The organism is Candidatus Methanoprimaticola sp. MG2 (assembly GCF_047501175.1).
Taxonomy (GTDB): domain Archaea; phylum Thermoplasmatota; class Thermoplasmata; order Methanomassiliicoccales; family Methanomethylophilaceae; genus Methanoprimaticola.
This window is the reverse complement of sequence record NZ_JBEQWH010000005.1, coordinates 98,620-115,256: the sequence shown is the minus strand read 5'-3', so window position 1 is coordinate 115,256 and position 16,637 is coordinate 98,620. Positions and strand designations below refer to the sequence as shown.

Annotated in this window: 10 protein-coding genes, 1 tRNA gene and 2 pseudogenes; 7 read left to right on the top strand and 6 right to left on the bottom strand. The window is 56.9% G+C overall.

All coding sequences use genetic code 11. The annotated features are described in order from the left end of the window. The first annotated feature begins 97 nt into the window (after positions 1-97). On the top strand, positions 98-1,387 hold the full coding sequence (locus V5D86_RS05330) for an ATP-binding protein (protein WP_414595660.1): 1,290 nt from the start codon (positions 98-100) through the stop codon (positions 1,385-1,387). A 33-nt stretch (positions 1,388-1,420) separates the two neighbouring features. On the opposite strand, the gene V5D86_RS05325 is transcribed toward V5D86_RS05330, so the two are convergent. Next, complete coding sequence (locus tag V5D86_RS05325; protein WP_414595659.1) at positions 1,421-2,869, bottom strand: FAD-binding oxidoreductase; 1,449 nt, start codon at positions 2,867-2,869, stop codon at positions 1,421-1,423. Between the two features lie 187 nt (positions 2,870-3,056). On the opposite strand from V5D86_RS05325, the gene V5D86_RS05320 reads away from it, so the two are divergent. After that, entirely contained in the window at positions 3,057-3,683 is a 627-nt protein-coding gene (locus tag V5D86_RS05320; RefSeq protein ID WP_414595658.1) for an adenylate kinase, read from the top strand. A gap of 213 nt (positions 3,684-3,896) precedes the next feature. On the opposite strand, the pseudogene V5D86_RS05315 reads toward V5D86_RS05320, so the two are convergent. Then, positions 3,897-4,070, bottom strand: a pseudogene (locus V5D86_RS05315) (PD-(D/E)XK nuclease domain-containing protein); the annotation flags it as partial. Between the two features lie 262 nt (positions 4,071-4,332). On the opposite strand from V5D86_RS05315, the gene V5D86_RS05310 reads away from it, so the two are divergent. Next, positions 4,333-4,563 carry a hypothetical protein gene (locus tag V5D86_RS05310; protein WP_414595657.1) on the top strand — a complete coding sequence of 77 codons (231 nt, stop codon included), beginning with the start codon at positions 4,333-4,335 and terminating at the stop codon, positions 4,561-4,563. Between the two features lie 41 nt (positions 4,564-4,604). Here the strand turns inward: V5D86_RS05310 and V5D86_RS05305 are convergent. Further along, positions 4,605-5,381: pseudogene (locus V5D86_RS05305) on the bottom strand (AAA family ATPase); the annotation flags it as partial. 490 nt (positions 5,382-5,871) lie between these two features. Between V5D86_RS05305 and V5D86_RS05300 the strand changes: the two are divergent. Then, positions 5,872-7,230, top strand: coding sequence for an ATP-binding protein (locus V5D86_RS05300; protein ID WP_414595699.1), 1,359 nt, complete (start codon positions 5,872-5,874; stop codon positions 7,228-7,230). On the opposite strand, the gene V5D86_RS05295 is transcribed toward V5D86_RS05300, so the two are convergent. Both V5D86_RS05295 and V5D86_RS05290 read right to left on the bottom strand, forming a co-directional pair. Then, a complete protein-coding gene (locus V5D86_RS05295) occupies positions 7,152-7,427 on the bottom strand; it encodes a hypothetical protein (RefSeq protein WP_414595656.1) in 276 nt (91 codons plus the stop codon). The genes V5D86_RS05300 and V5D86_RS05295 overlap by 79 nt on opposite strands. 717 nt (positions 7,428-8,144) lie before the next feature. Then, positions 8,145-13,838, bottom strand: a complete 5,694-nt coding sequence (locus V5D86_RS05290) for a beta strand repeat-containing protein (RefSeq protein ID WP_414595655.1) — start codon at positions 13,836-13,838, stop codon at positions 8,145-8,147. A 174-nt stretch (positions 13,839-14,012) separates the two neighbouring features. On the opposite strand from V5D86_RS05290, the gene V5D86_RS05285 reads away from it, so the two are divergent. The 3 genes from V5D86_RS05285 to V5D86_RS05275 all read left to right on the top strand — a co-directional run bounded on the left by V5D86_RS05285 (position 14,013) and on the right by V5D86_RS05275 (position 15,612). Continuing rightward, positions 14,013-14,543, top strand: coding sequence for a hypothetical protein (locus V5D86_RS05285; protein WP_414595654.1), 531 nt, complete (start codon positions 14,013-14,015; stop codon positions 14,541-14,543). Positions 14,544-14,797: 254 nt separating this feature from the next. Then, positions 14,798-14,909: transfer RNA gene (locus tag V5D86_RS05280), tRNA-Tyr, on the top strand. 79 nt (positions 14,910-14,988) lie between these two features. Further along, positions 14,989-15,612 (top strand): hypothetical protein, encoded by a 624-nt coding sequence (locus V5D86_RS05275; RefSeq protein ID WP_414595653.1) that lies wholly within the window; start codon positions 14,989-14,991, stop codon positions 15,610-15,612. A gap of 140 nt (positions 15,613-15,752) precedes the next feature. Here V5D86_RS05275 and V5D86_RS05270 read toward each other — a convergent pair whose 3' ends face one another. Then, positions 15,753-16,376, bottom strand: coding sequence for a DUF3800 domain-containing protein (locus tag V5D86_RS05270; protein WP_414595652.1), 624 nt, complete (start codon positions 16,374-16,376; stop codon positions 15,753-15,755). Positions 16,377-16,637: the final 261 nt, after the last annotated feature.

Here is a 16,637-nt window from a genome sequence, read left to right as displayed (position 1 = left end):
GTATCTGAATTTTACTTGACAATTCATTCGAATTCAGATGATTGATTCAGTCAATTTCGGAAAATATATAAATATAAGTAAATCTAGTTTATATATTATGACTCTGACTCCAGACGACTACATGCCAAGGCTCATCGACCAGGTCATAGCCAAGAGGATGAGATCATGCGGAGCAGTGTACATCAAGGGTCCGAAGTACTCCGGCAAGACATGGACTGCGAGGAACAATTCCCGGAGCGCGTACAACCTCGAGGACCCGAGAGAGGATTATAGGAACAGACGGCTTGCAAGATTCGACCCATTCTCCGTACTTGAAGGGGACGAGCCTCGCATGATTGATGAATGGCAGACGGTCCCGGCGATATGGGATGCCGTCCGCCAGACGGTGGACGGCGGTTCCGGGAAGGGGAGGTTCATACTGTGCGGGTCGTCCACACCCGACGACGAGGGATCCTCCGGACTGCACACGGGGTTCGGACGCATCTGCACCCTGCACATGCATACAATGTCCCTGTTCGAGACAGGGGATTCGGACGGCTCGGTGTCCCTCTACGGGATGTTCGAGGGGGACGACGTCCGCACAGCATCCAAGGAGACCAGCCTGGAGCAGATAGCCTCATACATAGTCAGGGGAGGATGGCCGGCCAACCTCGGCCTAGACCCCGAAGATGCATCGAATGCCGCGGAGAGTCTGATAGACGAGATCGTCGAGAACGATCTCCCCCGCATATCCCCCGGAGCGAACGAGGGCACCATGAGGAGACTGATAAGGTCGCTCGCCCGCAACGAGAGCACCCTGGCCACCGACAAGACAATCCGCAGCGACATGAGGAGGTTCCCGGACGACGGCGTCATCGACCAATCCACCCTGGTGAAATACGAAAGCATCCTGAGGAGATTGAATCTGATAGAGGAACAGCCTGCGTTCAATCCCAACCTGAGGTCCTCGGTCAGGGTCGGGAAAAGTCCGAAGAGGCATCTTGCGGACCCATCCCTCGCCGCAAGCGCCTTGAACGTGGGGCCGAAGGCCTTGCTGAGGGACCATGAGACCCTGGGGTTCCTATTTGAATCACTCTGTCAGCACGACCTGAGGATCTATGCCGAGACCCTGGGCGGAAGGCTCCATCATTATCGCGATGCGGACGGCCGCGAGATCGATGCCGTGGTGGAGCTACGCGACGGCAGATGGGGCGCGTTCGAGATCAAACTCACGGGGATCGGCATAGATGAGAGTGCCCACAACCTGGCGAGGATCTCGGAATACATCTCCAGAGACCCGGGCGCCACGCCTCCGACGTTCCTGTGCGTGATATGCGGGACGGAGCCGTTCGCATACAGGCGCGAGGATGGGGTGTACGTGGTCCCGATAACCTCTCTGAGAGAATGATGGGAGGGGCGGGCCCCTCCCGGGATGCGGTTTTCAGTCCTTGGCGGGACCCATGTATGCGGGACAGGGGTACCTCAGGTTCCCGAGGATCGCACCCTCCCACTGCTCGAGCTTCCCCGGGTTGAGGATGTTCTCGGGGTCCATGGCCTTCTTGATCGCCCTGATGGACGAGAGTTCGGAGGCGCGCTCCTTCTGGAAGTTGGGCGCCTTGGAGATACCGACCCCATGCTCCCCGGTGACGGTCCCTCCGAGCTCGATGCAGACATCGAAGATCTCGTTGACCGCCTGGACACCGCGGTCCCACTCGTCCTTGTCGGTGGGGTCGATGACCATCTTGGTGTGCAGGTTCCCATCGGACGCGTGGCCGTAGGTCGCGACCGTTACGCGGTATTTGTCCGCGATCTCCTGGAACGCCTTGACCGCCTTGGGCACCTGGGACACGGGTACGCCCATGTCGTCCGCCAGCGAGACGGAGGAGCATCCGGGCTTGAGCGCGGAGAGGGACGTCATGACGGACTTGCGTGCATCGGTCCACTGCGCGATCAGCTTCTTGTCCTTCGTAGGGGTGACGGTGATCGCACCGATGGAGTTTGCGACCTCCTCGACGATCTTGAGGTCCCTGTCGATGATCTCCTCGGTCTCCCCGTCGACCTCGACGATGCACAGTGCACCGCAGTCGGGAAGGGGGTTGCCCCTCGCCTTGTTGACCGCGTTTATGCTGACGCTGTCCATCAGCTCGCAGGATGCGGGGATCAGGGGCTTGGCGATTATGGCCGATATGCATGTCCCTGCATCCTCCACGGTGTTGAAGCAGCAGAGGCAGGATGCGGACTTCTTGGGCTTGGTGGTCAGCTTGAGGGTGACCTCGGTTATGATGCCCAGGGTCCCCTCGGAACCGCAGAGCAGACGGGCCAGCTGGTATCCCGACGAATCCTTGATTGTGCGCGTACCGGCGCGGACGATCTCCCCGTCGGCCTTCACGAACGTGAGGCCGAGGACGAAGTCCCTCGTGGCGCCGTACTTGACGGCGCGCATGCCGGACGCGTTGGTCGCGACCATCCCTCCGATCTGGCACGCCTCCGCCGACCCGGGGGACGGGGGGAAGAAGAAGCCGTATTTGGAGAGCTCCGCGTTGAGGTCGTTGTACACCACGCCGGCCTCCACGTCGACCCAGAGGTCCGCGACGCTGATCCTGGTGATCCTGTCCATCCTCTGCATGGCCATGACTATGCCGCCCTTCACGGGGACGGCGGAGCCGCACAGCCCGGTCCCGGCACCGCGGGGGACCACGGGGATCCTGTTGGCGTGTGCGATCTTCATGATCTCGGACACCTGCTCGGTGGAGCGGGGCTGCACGACCATCTCGGGAGTGCTGTGGAATATGGAGGCGTCGAATCCGTACGTGTAGAGGACTGCGGGCTCGACGGAGTAACCGTCCTTGCCGACGACCGCCTCGATCTGATCGATAATCTTCTGGTCCATTGGGACACCTCTTGACTGGGTTCGCGATATGATGCGTAGGTTTAATACATTGCGAGGACGGGGCAGACTGTAAGCGGGGTTGAGGCCGATGGCTCATGCGACTTCGATGTCGGAGAGCCGCTGGACGCATGAGAGGATGACACGCCCCTGCACTACCTTTATAACCTTGAGTCCTTAGCCGTGAGACATGAAATCCGTAATTGTTCTCCTCGGACCCCCCGGATCCGGAAAAGGGACCCAGGGCGAGATGCTCAGCGAGAAGCTCGGCTACACCAGGCTCTCCACCGGGGACATGCTCCGTGAGGCTGTCAGGAACGGCACCGAGCTCGGACTCAAGGCCAAGGGATACATGGACTCCGGCGCCCTCGTCCCCAACGACCTGATCATCGGACTCATGAAGGAGAAGATCGCACAGGCCAAGGGAGGGGTCATCCTCGACGGATTCCCCCGCACAGTCGAGCAGGCGGACGCCCTCGGACAGCAGGTCGACGTCGATCTGGCACTGAACCTCGACGTCCCCGACGAGGAGCTCGTCAAGAGGCTCACCATGAGGCGCTCCTGCCCCGACTGCAACGCCGTGTACCACCTCGTCAGCAACCCGTCCAAGGTCGAGGGCGTCTGCGACAAGTGCGGAGGGAAGCTCTACCAGAGGGACGACGACAAGGAAGCCACCGTCAAGAACAGGCTGCAGGTCTACAGGGACAACACCATGCCCTTGATCGACTACTACGGTGGAAAGGATGTCCTCGTGACCATCCAGGGAACCGGCAGCATCGACGGCATCTTCGAGCAGGTCCAGAAGGCCGTTCAGTGATCGCCAGTGGGCGGACCCGGGACGGGTGCCCGCGAGGGGGGGGCCCGGGGCGGGGCCCCCCCGAAAACCATCTTCATTCTTATCGATCGTCCGATGCTGGCCTCGGACCCGTTCCATGCGGATTGCTTCGGATCTGACGCACGGGAACTTGGACCAGAACGAGATCCCGTAGAGGATCACGTCCCCCTCGAGACCCGCGTAGTATCTGCGCCCATGGATCTGCCTGAGGCCCTCCTCCGCGTCCCTGACGAGGTCGGCCTCCTTTATGGAGCGCTTGAGCTCGAATATTACGCTGGGACGCCCGTCGGAGGTCATCACTATGTCCAATCTGCCGCTTCCCGCCTCCCTCTGGGTCCTGACCTCGGAATCCCTGGAGACGAGGAACATCGCGGTCATCAGGATCTGCCGATAGTCCTTCTCATCGACCAGGTCGAAGTAGCTCTCGCACGCGAGGATGTCCTCCAATATCCCGCACAGTGCCTCGGCGTCGTTCTTGAACACCGCCTCCCTCATCATGGAGATCCTGCGCTCCGATGCTGGCCCCATATCGTCCAGGACCCTCTTGACCGACCTCCAGACCTCATAGTTCGGGATGCTGAGCGTGTAGACGTCGTCCGTACCTGTGGGAACCGCCTTGAGGTAACCGCTCATGGCCATCACGGACAGGACCGTCGTCAGTGAACCTTTCGCGAGATCGTCCAGGAAGACGCCGCTGTCCATCTCGTACTCGATCTCTCCGCCCTTCAGCAGACCGCTGATCTTCTCGAACGTGTCCGCTTCGAGGCTGCTGAACAGCATCCTGAGCGCGGGCCCTGAGTTGTTGCCCGCCCAGAACCGCTTGAATTCCTTTCCCGTGATGGCGAAATTGATGATGGCATAGGGATTGTAGACGTCTGCATTACCGAAACGGTATCCGTCATACCATTCCTTGACCTTCCCGAACTGCTCCAGACACTCCCGGCCCTCCAATACGGCCTTGACCTCCGACTCCGTGAATCCGTAGCGCTCGTCCGACGTCAATGAGAAGATGTTGTTGACGACCACGTTGTTCAGTTTGGAGAACATGTTCTCCTTGGCCATCTGAAGTATTCCTGTGATGACGCCCAGCTGGACGTGGTCGTTGCTCTTGAAGGCGGATGACAGGAACCCCGAGAGGAATGCCAAGATTTTCTTCTGATTGGGATTGTCGAGATCGTACGTTATCGGGGCATCGTACTCGTCCACGAGTATGACGGTCCTGAGGCCGTTGGAAGCATGGAGGGCCCTGCTGAGGAGTTGAAGCGATGAGACAAGCATGCTCTCCGTAGCCTCTGCCCCGGCTATACGGTCCAGATGCTTCACGTCCATCTGAGTCAGGGATCCCCGGTCGATCGCATCGAGTTGTTTTCCGAAGACCTCTGCGATGATGTACCCGATACTCTCGATAAAGCTGTCATATGTCCTGGGGTTGCATCCCTTGAGGTCTATGCGGACGACGTTGTAGGCATTCCTGTGGACCTCATGCCTGGAGTACTCCGGCCTGGATATCGCCAGCCCGTCGAACCTGTGCGTCCCCCTCCTTCTGACGTCGAAGTATTCCTGGAGCATGGAGAGGTTCGTGGTCTTCCCGAACCTCCTCGGGCGCGTGTAGAGGAACACCCCTCTGCTGTCCGTCCTGAGGATGTCGTCTATGAGCAACGTCTTGTCGATGTAGAGCATGTCGTTGTCGATCATATCGGAGAACCCGATGCCGCTCGTATCAAGATTCTTCATATCCCTATGATTGTCATTTATTGATTTAATAACTTCTTAGACTTTCTTTTAGACAATCGCATACCGTCCCACGCACCGTCCGGACATGCGGAATGATACGTGACGAGGTGTTCTGCCATCGGGATATTAAACGGAGGATGTGTGCTGTAACCCTTACACCCCGGGAGTGACCTGATCAGGGCATGGCAGATGAGAGGGACGGGGATGCCGGTACTATGCGGACCTGGATCGAACCGCACACTCTGCAAAAACATGGCCAGACATTCGAGCTAGAATCTGCTTTATAAACTCAAACCTGCGTATTATTGAATAATTTACTTTTTCAAACACGCGTATTATTGAATTATTATGGTTGTTCAAACCCGCGTATTATCAAAAATATTTAAATGAAGTCTTCGATTACCAGATTATGACAGACATGACTGATCCCCACTATCTGAAGTTCAGACGGAAGGTGTACGATCAGCTTCTCGCATGGAAACGCAGATACGACGGTTCCACGGCGGCTATGATAGAAGGTGCCCGTCGTGTCGGAAAATCCACCATCGCCGAGGAGTTCGGGAGGAACGAATATCGGTCGTACGTGCTGATAGACTTCTCAGAGGCTGGGAAAGGACTGTTGGAGATGTTCGACAACTTCGGCGAGAGACCGGACGACCTGTTCATGTACATCTCTGCCCAGTACTCCGTGAAACTCTATCGCAGAGAATCCCTGATAATATTCGACGAGGTCCAGAAATTCCCCCGTGCCAGGGAGCTTATCAAGAGCCTTGTGAAGGATGGAAGGTACGACTACATAGAGACCGGTTCCCTCATATCCATCAGAGAGAACGTCAAGGACATCGTGATCCCTTCCGAGGAGAAGAAGATGAGGATGTACCCTATGGACTTCGAGGAGTTCTGTTGGGCATTCGGAGAGGATGATCTCGTGGACCTCATCAGGACCAGCTTCTCGGAGCTGAGGCCGCTTCCGAAGAGTCTGCATCTCAGAGCCATGCTTCTGTTCAAGCAGTACATGATGATTGGAGGCATGCCGCAGAGCGTCCATGCGTATCTGAGGAACGACCGCGATTTCGACGCTGCGGATGATGTCAAGGGAGACATCCTGGAACTGTACAGGGATGACATCATGAAGATCCCTGCGTCCTATGCCAGCAAGGTCCAGTCCATATTCGACCAGATCCCGTCGTTCCTCTCGAAGCATGACAAGCAGGTCGTCCTCAGCGACGTGACGAAGGGCTCTACGATAGACAGGTATGCGGACACGTTCTTCTGGCTGGGGAACTCGATGATCTGCAACGAATGCTTCTCCGTCTCAGACCCGGACATCGGATTCTCGGGCACGGAGGACCGCAGGAGGGTCAAGTGCTACATGGGCGATACCGGACTTCTCGTGACGCACACATATCGTGAGAACGGGTCCGTCGATCCGGAGGTCTACAGGAGGATAATCGACGGGGAGTTCAATGTCAACAAGGGCATGCTGTACGAGAATGCAATCTCTCAGATGCTCGTAGCATCCGGGCACAGACTGTTCTTCTACGTGCTTTATGACAGGGAGGCCCACAGGAACGAGATGGAGATAGACTTCCTCCTGTCCGTCGGAAACGCTGTCGACGGAAGAATCATTCCGGTGGAGGTGAAATCGGGGCCGAGATACTCGACCGTCTCGATGGACAGGTTCAGGAAGAAGTTCGGGGACAGGATCGAGAGATGCTACGTGGTCCATCCCGCGCAGCTGAAGGTGGTGGACGGGGTCATCAGGATACCGCCGTACATGGCCATGTGCATCTGAGGGCCACGGGATCGCCTGAGCATCTCCGATATCCCGTCCGCACAGTACAGGCGGTTGCGCCTCCTCCCGGACACCTCCCTGACCACACCGACGGATGCGAACCTTTCGATGATCCTATTGGCGGTGGGAAGGGACGTGCCTATCGATTCGACCAGGCCCCTGGACGATGTGTACGGGTTCCTGAACAGGAGGTCCATCGCCCGGGACTCGTTGACGCTCTGTCTTTGGAGAAGATGAAGCCGTTCAAATACTCACTTCATTGACGCTATCTGGGGATCCGGGACAGGCACCCTGGATCGGTGAAGTTGCACCGTCATCCATGCGTCAGACCGCCTGATAGAGGTATCGTAGCATGTGGCGATATCGTTGGAACCATGGAACGATGCTCCAAGTATGGTCCAGATGAACCGTTAGGTCCTCATGATGCGTGGGGCGGATCAGATAGGATCGTCGATGATCGTGACGTCATGACAACCGATATCGTTCATCATACTGGGATCCCCGATATCCTGACCCTTCGGAACACTAGATTCAAAACAGTATCCGAGTCGAAAATTGTACTTTGAACCGGACCCTCCGGCCGGAAGATGGTCCCGGCCGGAGGTAACGCGTTTCCCGTGCGGAGGGAGAGCTCCGCCCGTAAGGAGGTACCGGAGGAATACACATGAACTAAGTCCGGCACCGGTTTAGCGTGATTCAGTGATCCGATGATCCTTGAGCGTGATTCTGTGAGTCCGTTCCTGGAACGGTCGATGATATGATGGGCCCGGGACCCCCCGTCTGGGAGGCCCCGCTCCGAGGCCCGTTTGCTGTTCAGGTTCGTTGCGTGTCCTGTGAATGGAGGTCCCGAGGGACCTCCGGGGTTTGCTGTTCAGGTTGGTGGGGATAGCCTTCGCTCATCCGTGTGTTCGCGATCAGCTCCTCATGAGCCTCATGGCGACGATGATCGCCATGACGATGATGAGGACGACGAGGACGATCAGCAGGTAATCGGTGATTCCCATGCCGGAGTCATCCTTGCTGTCGGGTGCGTCGGGTACGTATCCGGACTTCTCGAGGCCGGAGACCTGGACGTAGTAGTCCAGAACGGTGTCGGTCTCTCCGGGGGTTCCGGTGGTGGTGAACTTGTTGCCGCTGATGGCATCGCCGTTGACCTTGAACACGGCGGAACCGGTCCATCCGTTGGTCAGGTCATAGGTGATCTCGTGCTCGCCTGCGGAGACCTTGAGGAAGAATCCATTCGCCATTCCATCGGAGATATCTTCTGCAGGGAGGATTCCCTTGGCCATCGCATTCCCGTCGATGTAGACGTTCGCGATACCCTCGTTGGCGTAGACGTAGACAGTGTAGACATCGTAGTCGATGTTTGCCGTGACCTTCTTGGTCTTACTAGCTCCAATTTCGGGGTCGTATTCACTCGACGTACCGGTAAACTTGATGTTCTTTCCGTCCGAGTCGACCCATCCCTTGAACGCAGCATTCTCGACGGGTGCCTCATCAACAGTAGACACCTTGTTGCCACCATTGAAATCGTATGCGGTCATCCAGAGGACGTCTGCAACGAAGAACTGGGTGTTGTCCTTCTTGTCCAGGATCTTCTGTGCGACAGCATCGATGGAGGAACCGGCCTTGACATAGGCGATGTTGTTCACGGTGACAGGTCCGCTGAAGGACGCGTCCGCACCGGTGACGTCCTTGGATGTCAGTCCGATGTAGAGGTCCTTGACGGTGAGGTTTCCTGCAGCCTTGGAGTCGGTCTCGGGAGCCACGGTGACGGTTCCGTTCACGACGAGTGCACCCGTACTGGCGTCCGCATTCGCAGTCTTACCGGAGGGGACCACGAAGGTTCCATTGACGGTGAGATTATCGAATGTGAAGGTTCCGACGACCTCGAGAGTCGCTCCGGTCGCGATGCTGAAGAAGTCCCCATCCATCACGAAAGCTCCACCTGTCGCAGCGGTGGTTCCGGCATAGACGGTTCCTGCAGAGATGGCAAATGATTCACCACTGCTATCGGCGACAGTGGTTCCGGTGAGGACGAGCTTGCCCTCGACGTTCTCGGCGGCGATTCCGGTGGCCTTGACGGACACGACGGATGCGCTTCCGACGGTGATGGTTCCGATGAGGGCACCCTTCGTCGTAACATCCTGGCTAGAGGCCATGGTGAACTTCATTCCATCCCCGAGGGTCAGGGAGCTGACGGTCAGGGTTGTGTTGACCTTCGTAGTGCCATCCATCTCTGTGACCTGCTTTCCATCGACGTTGATGGTGGTGCAGTCATCGTTCCCGACGAACGAGACGTCCCCTGCGGAGACCGCTCCGTTGATCGTGATGTTGGATGTGACCTTGTCCATGACGGCGATGGCATTCTCCAGGGTGGAGATGACGTTCCAGTCTCCGTCGTAGTCGTAGTACGCTCCGGCGATGGGTGCACCCTTGGACATGAGTTTGGCCTCATTGACGCCCGAAGTAGAACTGTCATCAACCGAATCTCCGTACTCGAGCGAATTGCTGACGCCCTTGTTCACGTAGAGGTAGCCGTTGACGACGATCGCACTGGAGAACTTGTCGTTAGCGGTATTGGGAGCGTCAACGTTCATGGCGGTGGTGGAGAACTTGGTCTCGGCGATGATGTCGGACTCGGTCTTCAGGACACCGTCGATGGTCAGGGTGACGCCGTTCTTGAGGTACAGGGAGGCCACTCCCTCGGGGATGTAAAGTGTGATCCCGTCGCGGAGTGTCAGGTTGGAAGACAGGGTGACGTTCCCGGTCTGCCTGGTGACCTCGACGACCGATCCGTCGGCCGCATTGGCCAGGGCGGTGAGGAGGTTGGTGTAGGTGACGGGTCCGTTCTTCTCCTCGGACCTGACGGTGACGTCGCAGACGACATCGCGGGTCTTGTCGTTGGCCTTGTTGGCGAACTCGAGGGTTCCGTTGACGATGACCTGCTCCTCGGCACTGTTGTTCATGATGGCCCCGCTGGCGAACTTCACGACGACGTCCTGTCCGCCCGTCTCGGGTCCGATGGTCATCTTAGCTTCGGTGTCGAAGTTGACAGTGACCCCTGCGGGGACGTCCACGTTCTCCTTGACGACGAGGTCCCCATAGATCGTGACGACCTTGGAGGCGTTAGTGTTGGACGCATCGGCGACCGCCGCGACGGCGGTTCCGAAGGAGGCGTAGTTGTAGGTCGTGACGGCATCGACACCGGTTCCGGTGATGATGACGTAGTATGCGGCGGAGATCGTACCGGTGCCGGCGATCTTGTTGCTGGCCGTGATGAGCCCGGTGACCTCGATGTCCCCCTGGTTGGTGATGGGCATGACGACACCGTTCGCTCCGAGTGCGGAGACGGTTCCGGAAACGGACATGTTGCCCGTGTTGGAAAGGTTGACGTAGTTTCCGATGGTCAGATCGGAAGCGACGGTGACCCCTCCGACGTACTCTGCAGCGGTGGTGCTGCCTGTGAAGTAAACCTTGTCTCCACCATCGATGCCCATGTTCACCCTGTCGGTGACCGTGGCATTGCTGGAGGATGCGCTGAACGTGAATCCGGCGGCGACGGATCCGGAGACGTCCATCTTCGCAGTGTAGACGTTGTCATCCGTGTGTCCAGTGGCCGTGCTCTTCTTAGTGCTGACATCCTCGGTCACGACGATGCTTCCGACGGTCGCCTTCTCAAGGTAGGTGCTCCTCTGGCTCATATCGAATACGATGGTGTTCACCGCACCATCATCGAGAACGACGGACTCCAGGGTCTTTGTCGCCTTCTTCAGGACGAGCCCCTCATCGGTGATCTTGAGCGAGGAGGTCTGCTTCTCGAAGAGGAACGACGTGATGTCCACGGAGACATCGTCGGCTGCGAGATAGATTGTCGCGATCCCGCTTCCACTGACGTTCGCGGGCCTCTCGGCCGCGGCGTTGTTGATGACGACCGTTCCCTTGTCGTAGAGCGCGAAGTCGTTGCTTCCGTATCCGAAGCTTCCGTTCATGGTGAAGGTACCGTAGACGGTCATGCGGGCATCCTCTCCGGTGGCGACGACTCCCGTGGTAGAGACGGTCATGTCCCCGTTGACGGCGACTCCGTCGGCGACGTTGGTGTTGTCCCCGATGGCGACGGTCTCGGAAGTCTTGATTACGTTCAGGACACCGTAGACCATGACTGTTCCGTCGATGACGGCGTCGCCTGCGGACGTCGTGCTTCCGATGGAGAGCACTCCCTTCTCGTTGATGGTGACGACGGCGCCCTCCTCGACGGTCATCTTGGCGGTCCCTGCTCCGGAACCTGCGACGATGAGCTCTCCGTCGATCACGAGGGTCCCCTCGACGATGAGGTTGCCGTTGATGGTGATGGACGTTCCGGTGGTGATGGTCCAGACCTTGCCCTCGGGAACGATGACGTTCTGGAGGGATCCGTAGGTCCTGTCCTGGACGGCCTCTCCGGAGACCTCGAGGTCGAAGGTGGTACCGAGAACGGTGGCGGTGGACACGACGCATCCGACGCTTCCGCTGTTGTCGAAGGTCCCCGCTCCGGTGACCTCTCCCTTCTGTCCGATGATGCTTCCGTTGTTCTTGAGGACCGCGTTGCTGGCGACATCGATCTTCGCGTTCTCGGCGAGGGTGATGGAGCCGGTGTTGGTCATGGTGATGCCGGAGCCGAGGGAGAGCGTTCCGGTGACCTCCACGTCGGACTTGACGGTGACGAAGGCCTTCTTTCCATCAGTAGCCTCCACTGTGAGGTTCTCGACTTTGACGTCTATGTCGAGGGTCTCCCTCTCGCCGAGGGTGATGGTTCCCTCTGAGATCATCCCCTGTCCCTCATCGGAACTGAGCTTGACGGATCCCTGGGAGATGACGAAGTTCCCTTTGACGCCCTCGAATGTGGCAGTAGACTGGTTGCCGACAGGTCCGGTCTTCACGATTCCGTTCAGAGCATTCTCTGTGGCGACCACTGTGAGCTCTTTGCCCTCGGGCACAGACACAGGAGTAGTAGACACTGTACCTGCAGGGACAATCAGGGTGACCTTGGAGTTATTCTCGTCAGCAAGTTTGGTCAGTGCGTCTTCGACGGTGGTCGATGTGACCTCTTTCTTGTCTCCGTCGGTGACGGTCACGTTGAATGCTCCCGCATCACCGATCAGGTAGATCTTGCCCTTCTCAGTACCAGCGGATGCGACACGGTCAGCGGTAGCATTGGTCGCAGTGTCGACATAGAGTCCTGCGACGAGGACCTTCAATCCGTCGGTCGCAGTCGTGGTGTAAATCGCATCGGGGTTCTGCTCGTAGTTCCCGCTCACTGCGACGATTCCCTTGTTGTCGAGCTCTCCTCCGAGACGGAGTCCCTGTGCGGTGACCTTCGACTCCGTGTCGACGGTGAGCTTTCCGTCGGCCTTGATCCCGAAGTAGTCGTCGACTCCCTGTTCGTTGTTGGACACGGGCGTGGACAGTTTCGCTTCGACATTAGAGTCGGTGACGGTCAGGTTGATCGTCCTGATGCCTCTCTCAGCGCCTTCGACGATGACGTCCGCATTCTGGATGGCAGTGGTGTTGCTCGCGCCGGTGGCATAGATCGCCCTGTTGCCGCCGTCGATGTTGACAACGGTCCTCACGGGGGTGGTGGTCTCGCCGGTCTTTCCCTCTGCACCTGCATCTGCCATCTTTCCGATGGTCACATTGGTTCCGGTGATCCCGAACCCGATGTCGTTGCAACAGTCGATGTTCAGCGTCGCACCGGCATCCTTGGCGTACACGCTGAGCGTGTTGCCTGTTCCTGTAACGGATATGGCGGAGGCGCCGGCCCCGGACTTACCGGTGTCGTACAGTCCGTGATTGGTGATCGTGTTCTCTCCGGAGAGCTCTACGTTCAGAGATCCAGCGTACGTGAAGATCTCGGACCCGTTGTAGTTCGTGAGGATGAGCGTGCCGTTGTCGAAATCCCAGGGCTTCGTCTCGGTCGTGCCTTCAGCCATTGTCGCAGTGACATCGGACTTCAGGACGATCTTGGTGGAGACATGCGTGAAGTCGAAGGTGTACGTGGTGACCTCGTCTCCATACTCCGTCACTTTCTGAGGATCACTCTCGTCGACCTTAAGGACCTCTTTCACAGTGATTTCGACCTTGGATCCGTCCTTGGGAATGAGGAACTCGTAGGCTGCGGCATTCACAGCGGCGTATACTTTTGTCTTCGTATCGCCCACGATTCCATTCCATTCCTGGTCATAGATCCTCAGAGCGCTGTTTTTCTGAATGATCTCGAAATAGTCAGCGCCTGTGATTCCCGTGAGCACTACTGCAGAGTAATCTGCGGCTGCAGGAGTTGCTGTTTCACCACTTCCTACAAAAATATCGTTGAAGTTGTATGTAGTGCTGTTTCCCGCGGCCATACCCGCGGTCGAGCTACCGGTGAAGGTAACTTTGTTGTCGGAGACGACAGCTCCGAGAGAACTCTCGAAGCTGATGTCCAGACCTCCCACTTTCTCGGTGGAAGAATTGACTGCAGCGTCCGCCCCATCGACGACGGGCATGACTGCTGCGAACGCGCAGACGACCATCGCCATGACGGCGAACGAGGAAAGCAGCTTTGCTTTCTTGCTTTTGTTCATATTCATTCTATCAAATCCTCCCGACCTCGCCGGGAAGTTCGACGAACGCCCCCCTCCCTTCGGAGAGGGTCCCATCCGTCAATATCGCCTGAAACGTCCTCCGTATTTAGCTAGTACTGAATAGTACTCAGGTACTGTGTAGTACAACGCGTACAAATTAGTACGTTATCTCCGACACACATGGAGCAGAATCCCGAGCCCCGTACGGGGAAGGACGTCCCGGAGACCCATGAGACGGACGGAGGTCAGGATGGGGAGAAAAGGAAGAAGATCCCCAGGCACGTCGAGAAGAAGAGGGCCCTCGAGATGAGGTACGCCCCGGACATCCTCACCTACATCCTCTCGCATCCCCTGTGCATCAGGCAGGACCTCAGGCGGGACGTCGTCGTCAACGGGTATTCCCTGAGGGACACCCTCGACGCCCTGTGGACGGAGCACCTGGTGGACCTCAAGTCATGGAGGGAGAAGAAGGGCGAGGCCCAGTATCATTGCATCCTGACCGAGAAGGGCGTGAGGGTCGCCGGCCTCCTGATGCTCGTGGAGGACCTGAACCGCACCGGAGGGAGCTTCGAGGACCGTCTCATGGTGGACAGACTGCTCACTGACATCTACGGCGAGACGTACGGGGAATCCCTGGAGCTCGCCAGGAACCCGCCCTCCGGGATCGACTACGTGGGACCGGACGAGGACGGGAAGCCGGAGAAGAAGTAAGATACTCGTAAACCAGTTCCTTAAGGTCCTGTTACGTGTCCCCTGACACTTACAGCACGGGTCCCGCGACTACGGTCATCGGTGCGATTCTTCCGATCGGCTTCATGCACGTGCCCGAGGAGGCAGTGGTGTGCGGGAATGCCCAGAGACACGGATGCGTTGCCAGAATCGGAGCACGGCACGATCCGACCTCCGCGGATCACGCGACCGGCTCACAAATAGATTAATATAAAACCTAGTTATCCGTGGTTTATCCCCACTTAGCTCAGACTGGCCAGAGCGGCTGACTGTAGAGTGTCTTCGGAAGAAACCGATACAGCCGCTGAAATCAGCAGGTCCCCTGTTCAAATCAGGGAGTGGGGACCATCCTTTTCCAGCATACTTCCTGAGAAGCCATCCGCGGTTTTTTGTCGTTTTTTGCAGAGTACCACTTTCAGTGGTCCTCATGTCGGTCTTTGACAGGGATCACAGGAGGCAACTCCAGGCCGACATCAAGGCCAGCAGGATCGACCCCGACGACCTCCTCCCGGACCTCATCGAATGGATCGAGGTGACCTACTACAACCTCTTCTGCAATCTCGAGACCGGAGTCCATGTCGCATGTCCTGCGACACGTCGTGGCAACGTCGCGTACGCGCATCGTCAATCCCAGAAGAAATCGGATTTAGCGAGGATCTTACGCAAAGCGCATATCTCCCATAGGATCGGGAATGCGACGTACTCGCATCTGTTCCTCCAGACCTTGACATTCGATCACAAGAACATGACCTTCGCGAACCTGTACATGAAATCCGGATTGTATATCGCCGAGATCGTCAAAAGATTGTATCAGAGCGATCGCCTGAAGGAACTGTATCCGGAACGTGAAGCCCGTCTGAACCATATATTCAAGGAACAGGTGTTCGGCCTCGCACCGACTATGATCATCTACAGGATCACCCTCTCATTCCTACTGGGTTTCAGCGATGATTACGAAGCAGAAGAGCATAACTTCAAACAATGCGATTCGCTGAAATTCTCGAAGAATGGAGCCCTCGTCGAGAAACTCAAGGAACTCTATGGTTTCTGAACCGATGGGGGAGACTCTATCATCTTAACTCTCGTTCATCACCCATCTACTTGAGCTATAGCTTAAATAGGATGCAACATTATGTACCATTATCCTGATAAGACCCGTAAGTTTGGTTGCCGTTGGGTGGCCATCATGGCTTACGGGCGATGGATCTTCTTCTCGATTACACTGATGAATCTGGATTCACCGTTCTCGTAAGATCTGTGTATCGATCCGACCACCAGATCAGCGATCTGCACGTTCTTATTGTGATGGGATATCACCTTGTTACATTCCTTCAGATTGCATCCGCATCTCGAAGAACAGGACATCGCGAGTTCCTTCATCGATCCAAGCGTCATGAAGCTATTATCATCTACTTCCAGATCGACGTCATGCCCAGAAACACACTGCATCGATTGTATCATCAGATCCTCCAGAACCGATGAGTACAATGCATTGCCATACAAGCCGTAGTACTCACTCCTGTAATCGTGTTTGTCAGCGACGATGTAGACAATATCCACACAGCAACCTGAAAGTGCACACAACACTGGCTCGATCCTCTCGGGTAGCGAATTGTAGAATTTGAATTCCTTCGGGCCACTAGGAATGGCCTTGATGGCCGGCAGCAATTGACGCCGGTGTGACACGATGATCGCAGCCATCGTGAAGAACCTCGATCCAGACCCCGTATCCCCTGATTCATCGATAGCTATCAACCACGTCATCCAAAACATCAACCCTTGCAAACGCCCCATTATGAAAGAGTCCTCTGCCAATCCCTTTCTTATGCAGAATGGCTCTATACAGGCGATACCTCCACGTGTATAATAGCTATCGTCATATGAACCGCCAATAGACCTACTGTATCCCCGAGATCCGTCGTTCCATTGCCATTTTCGATGTTGTTTTTATATCATGTTCGACAATGACGGGACATCCTGATAAGTCCCGTAAGTTGGTCGTGAATTCGGCCCTTAGTACTTACGGGCGACGGATACCTTTTTGCTCAGGATCCGGGAATTTCGGTTATAAAAACC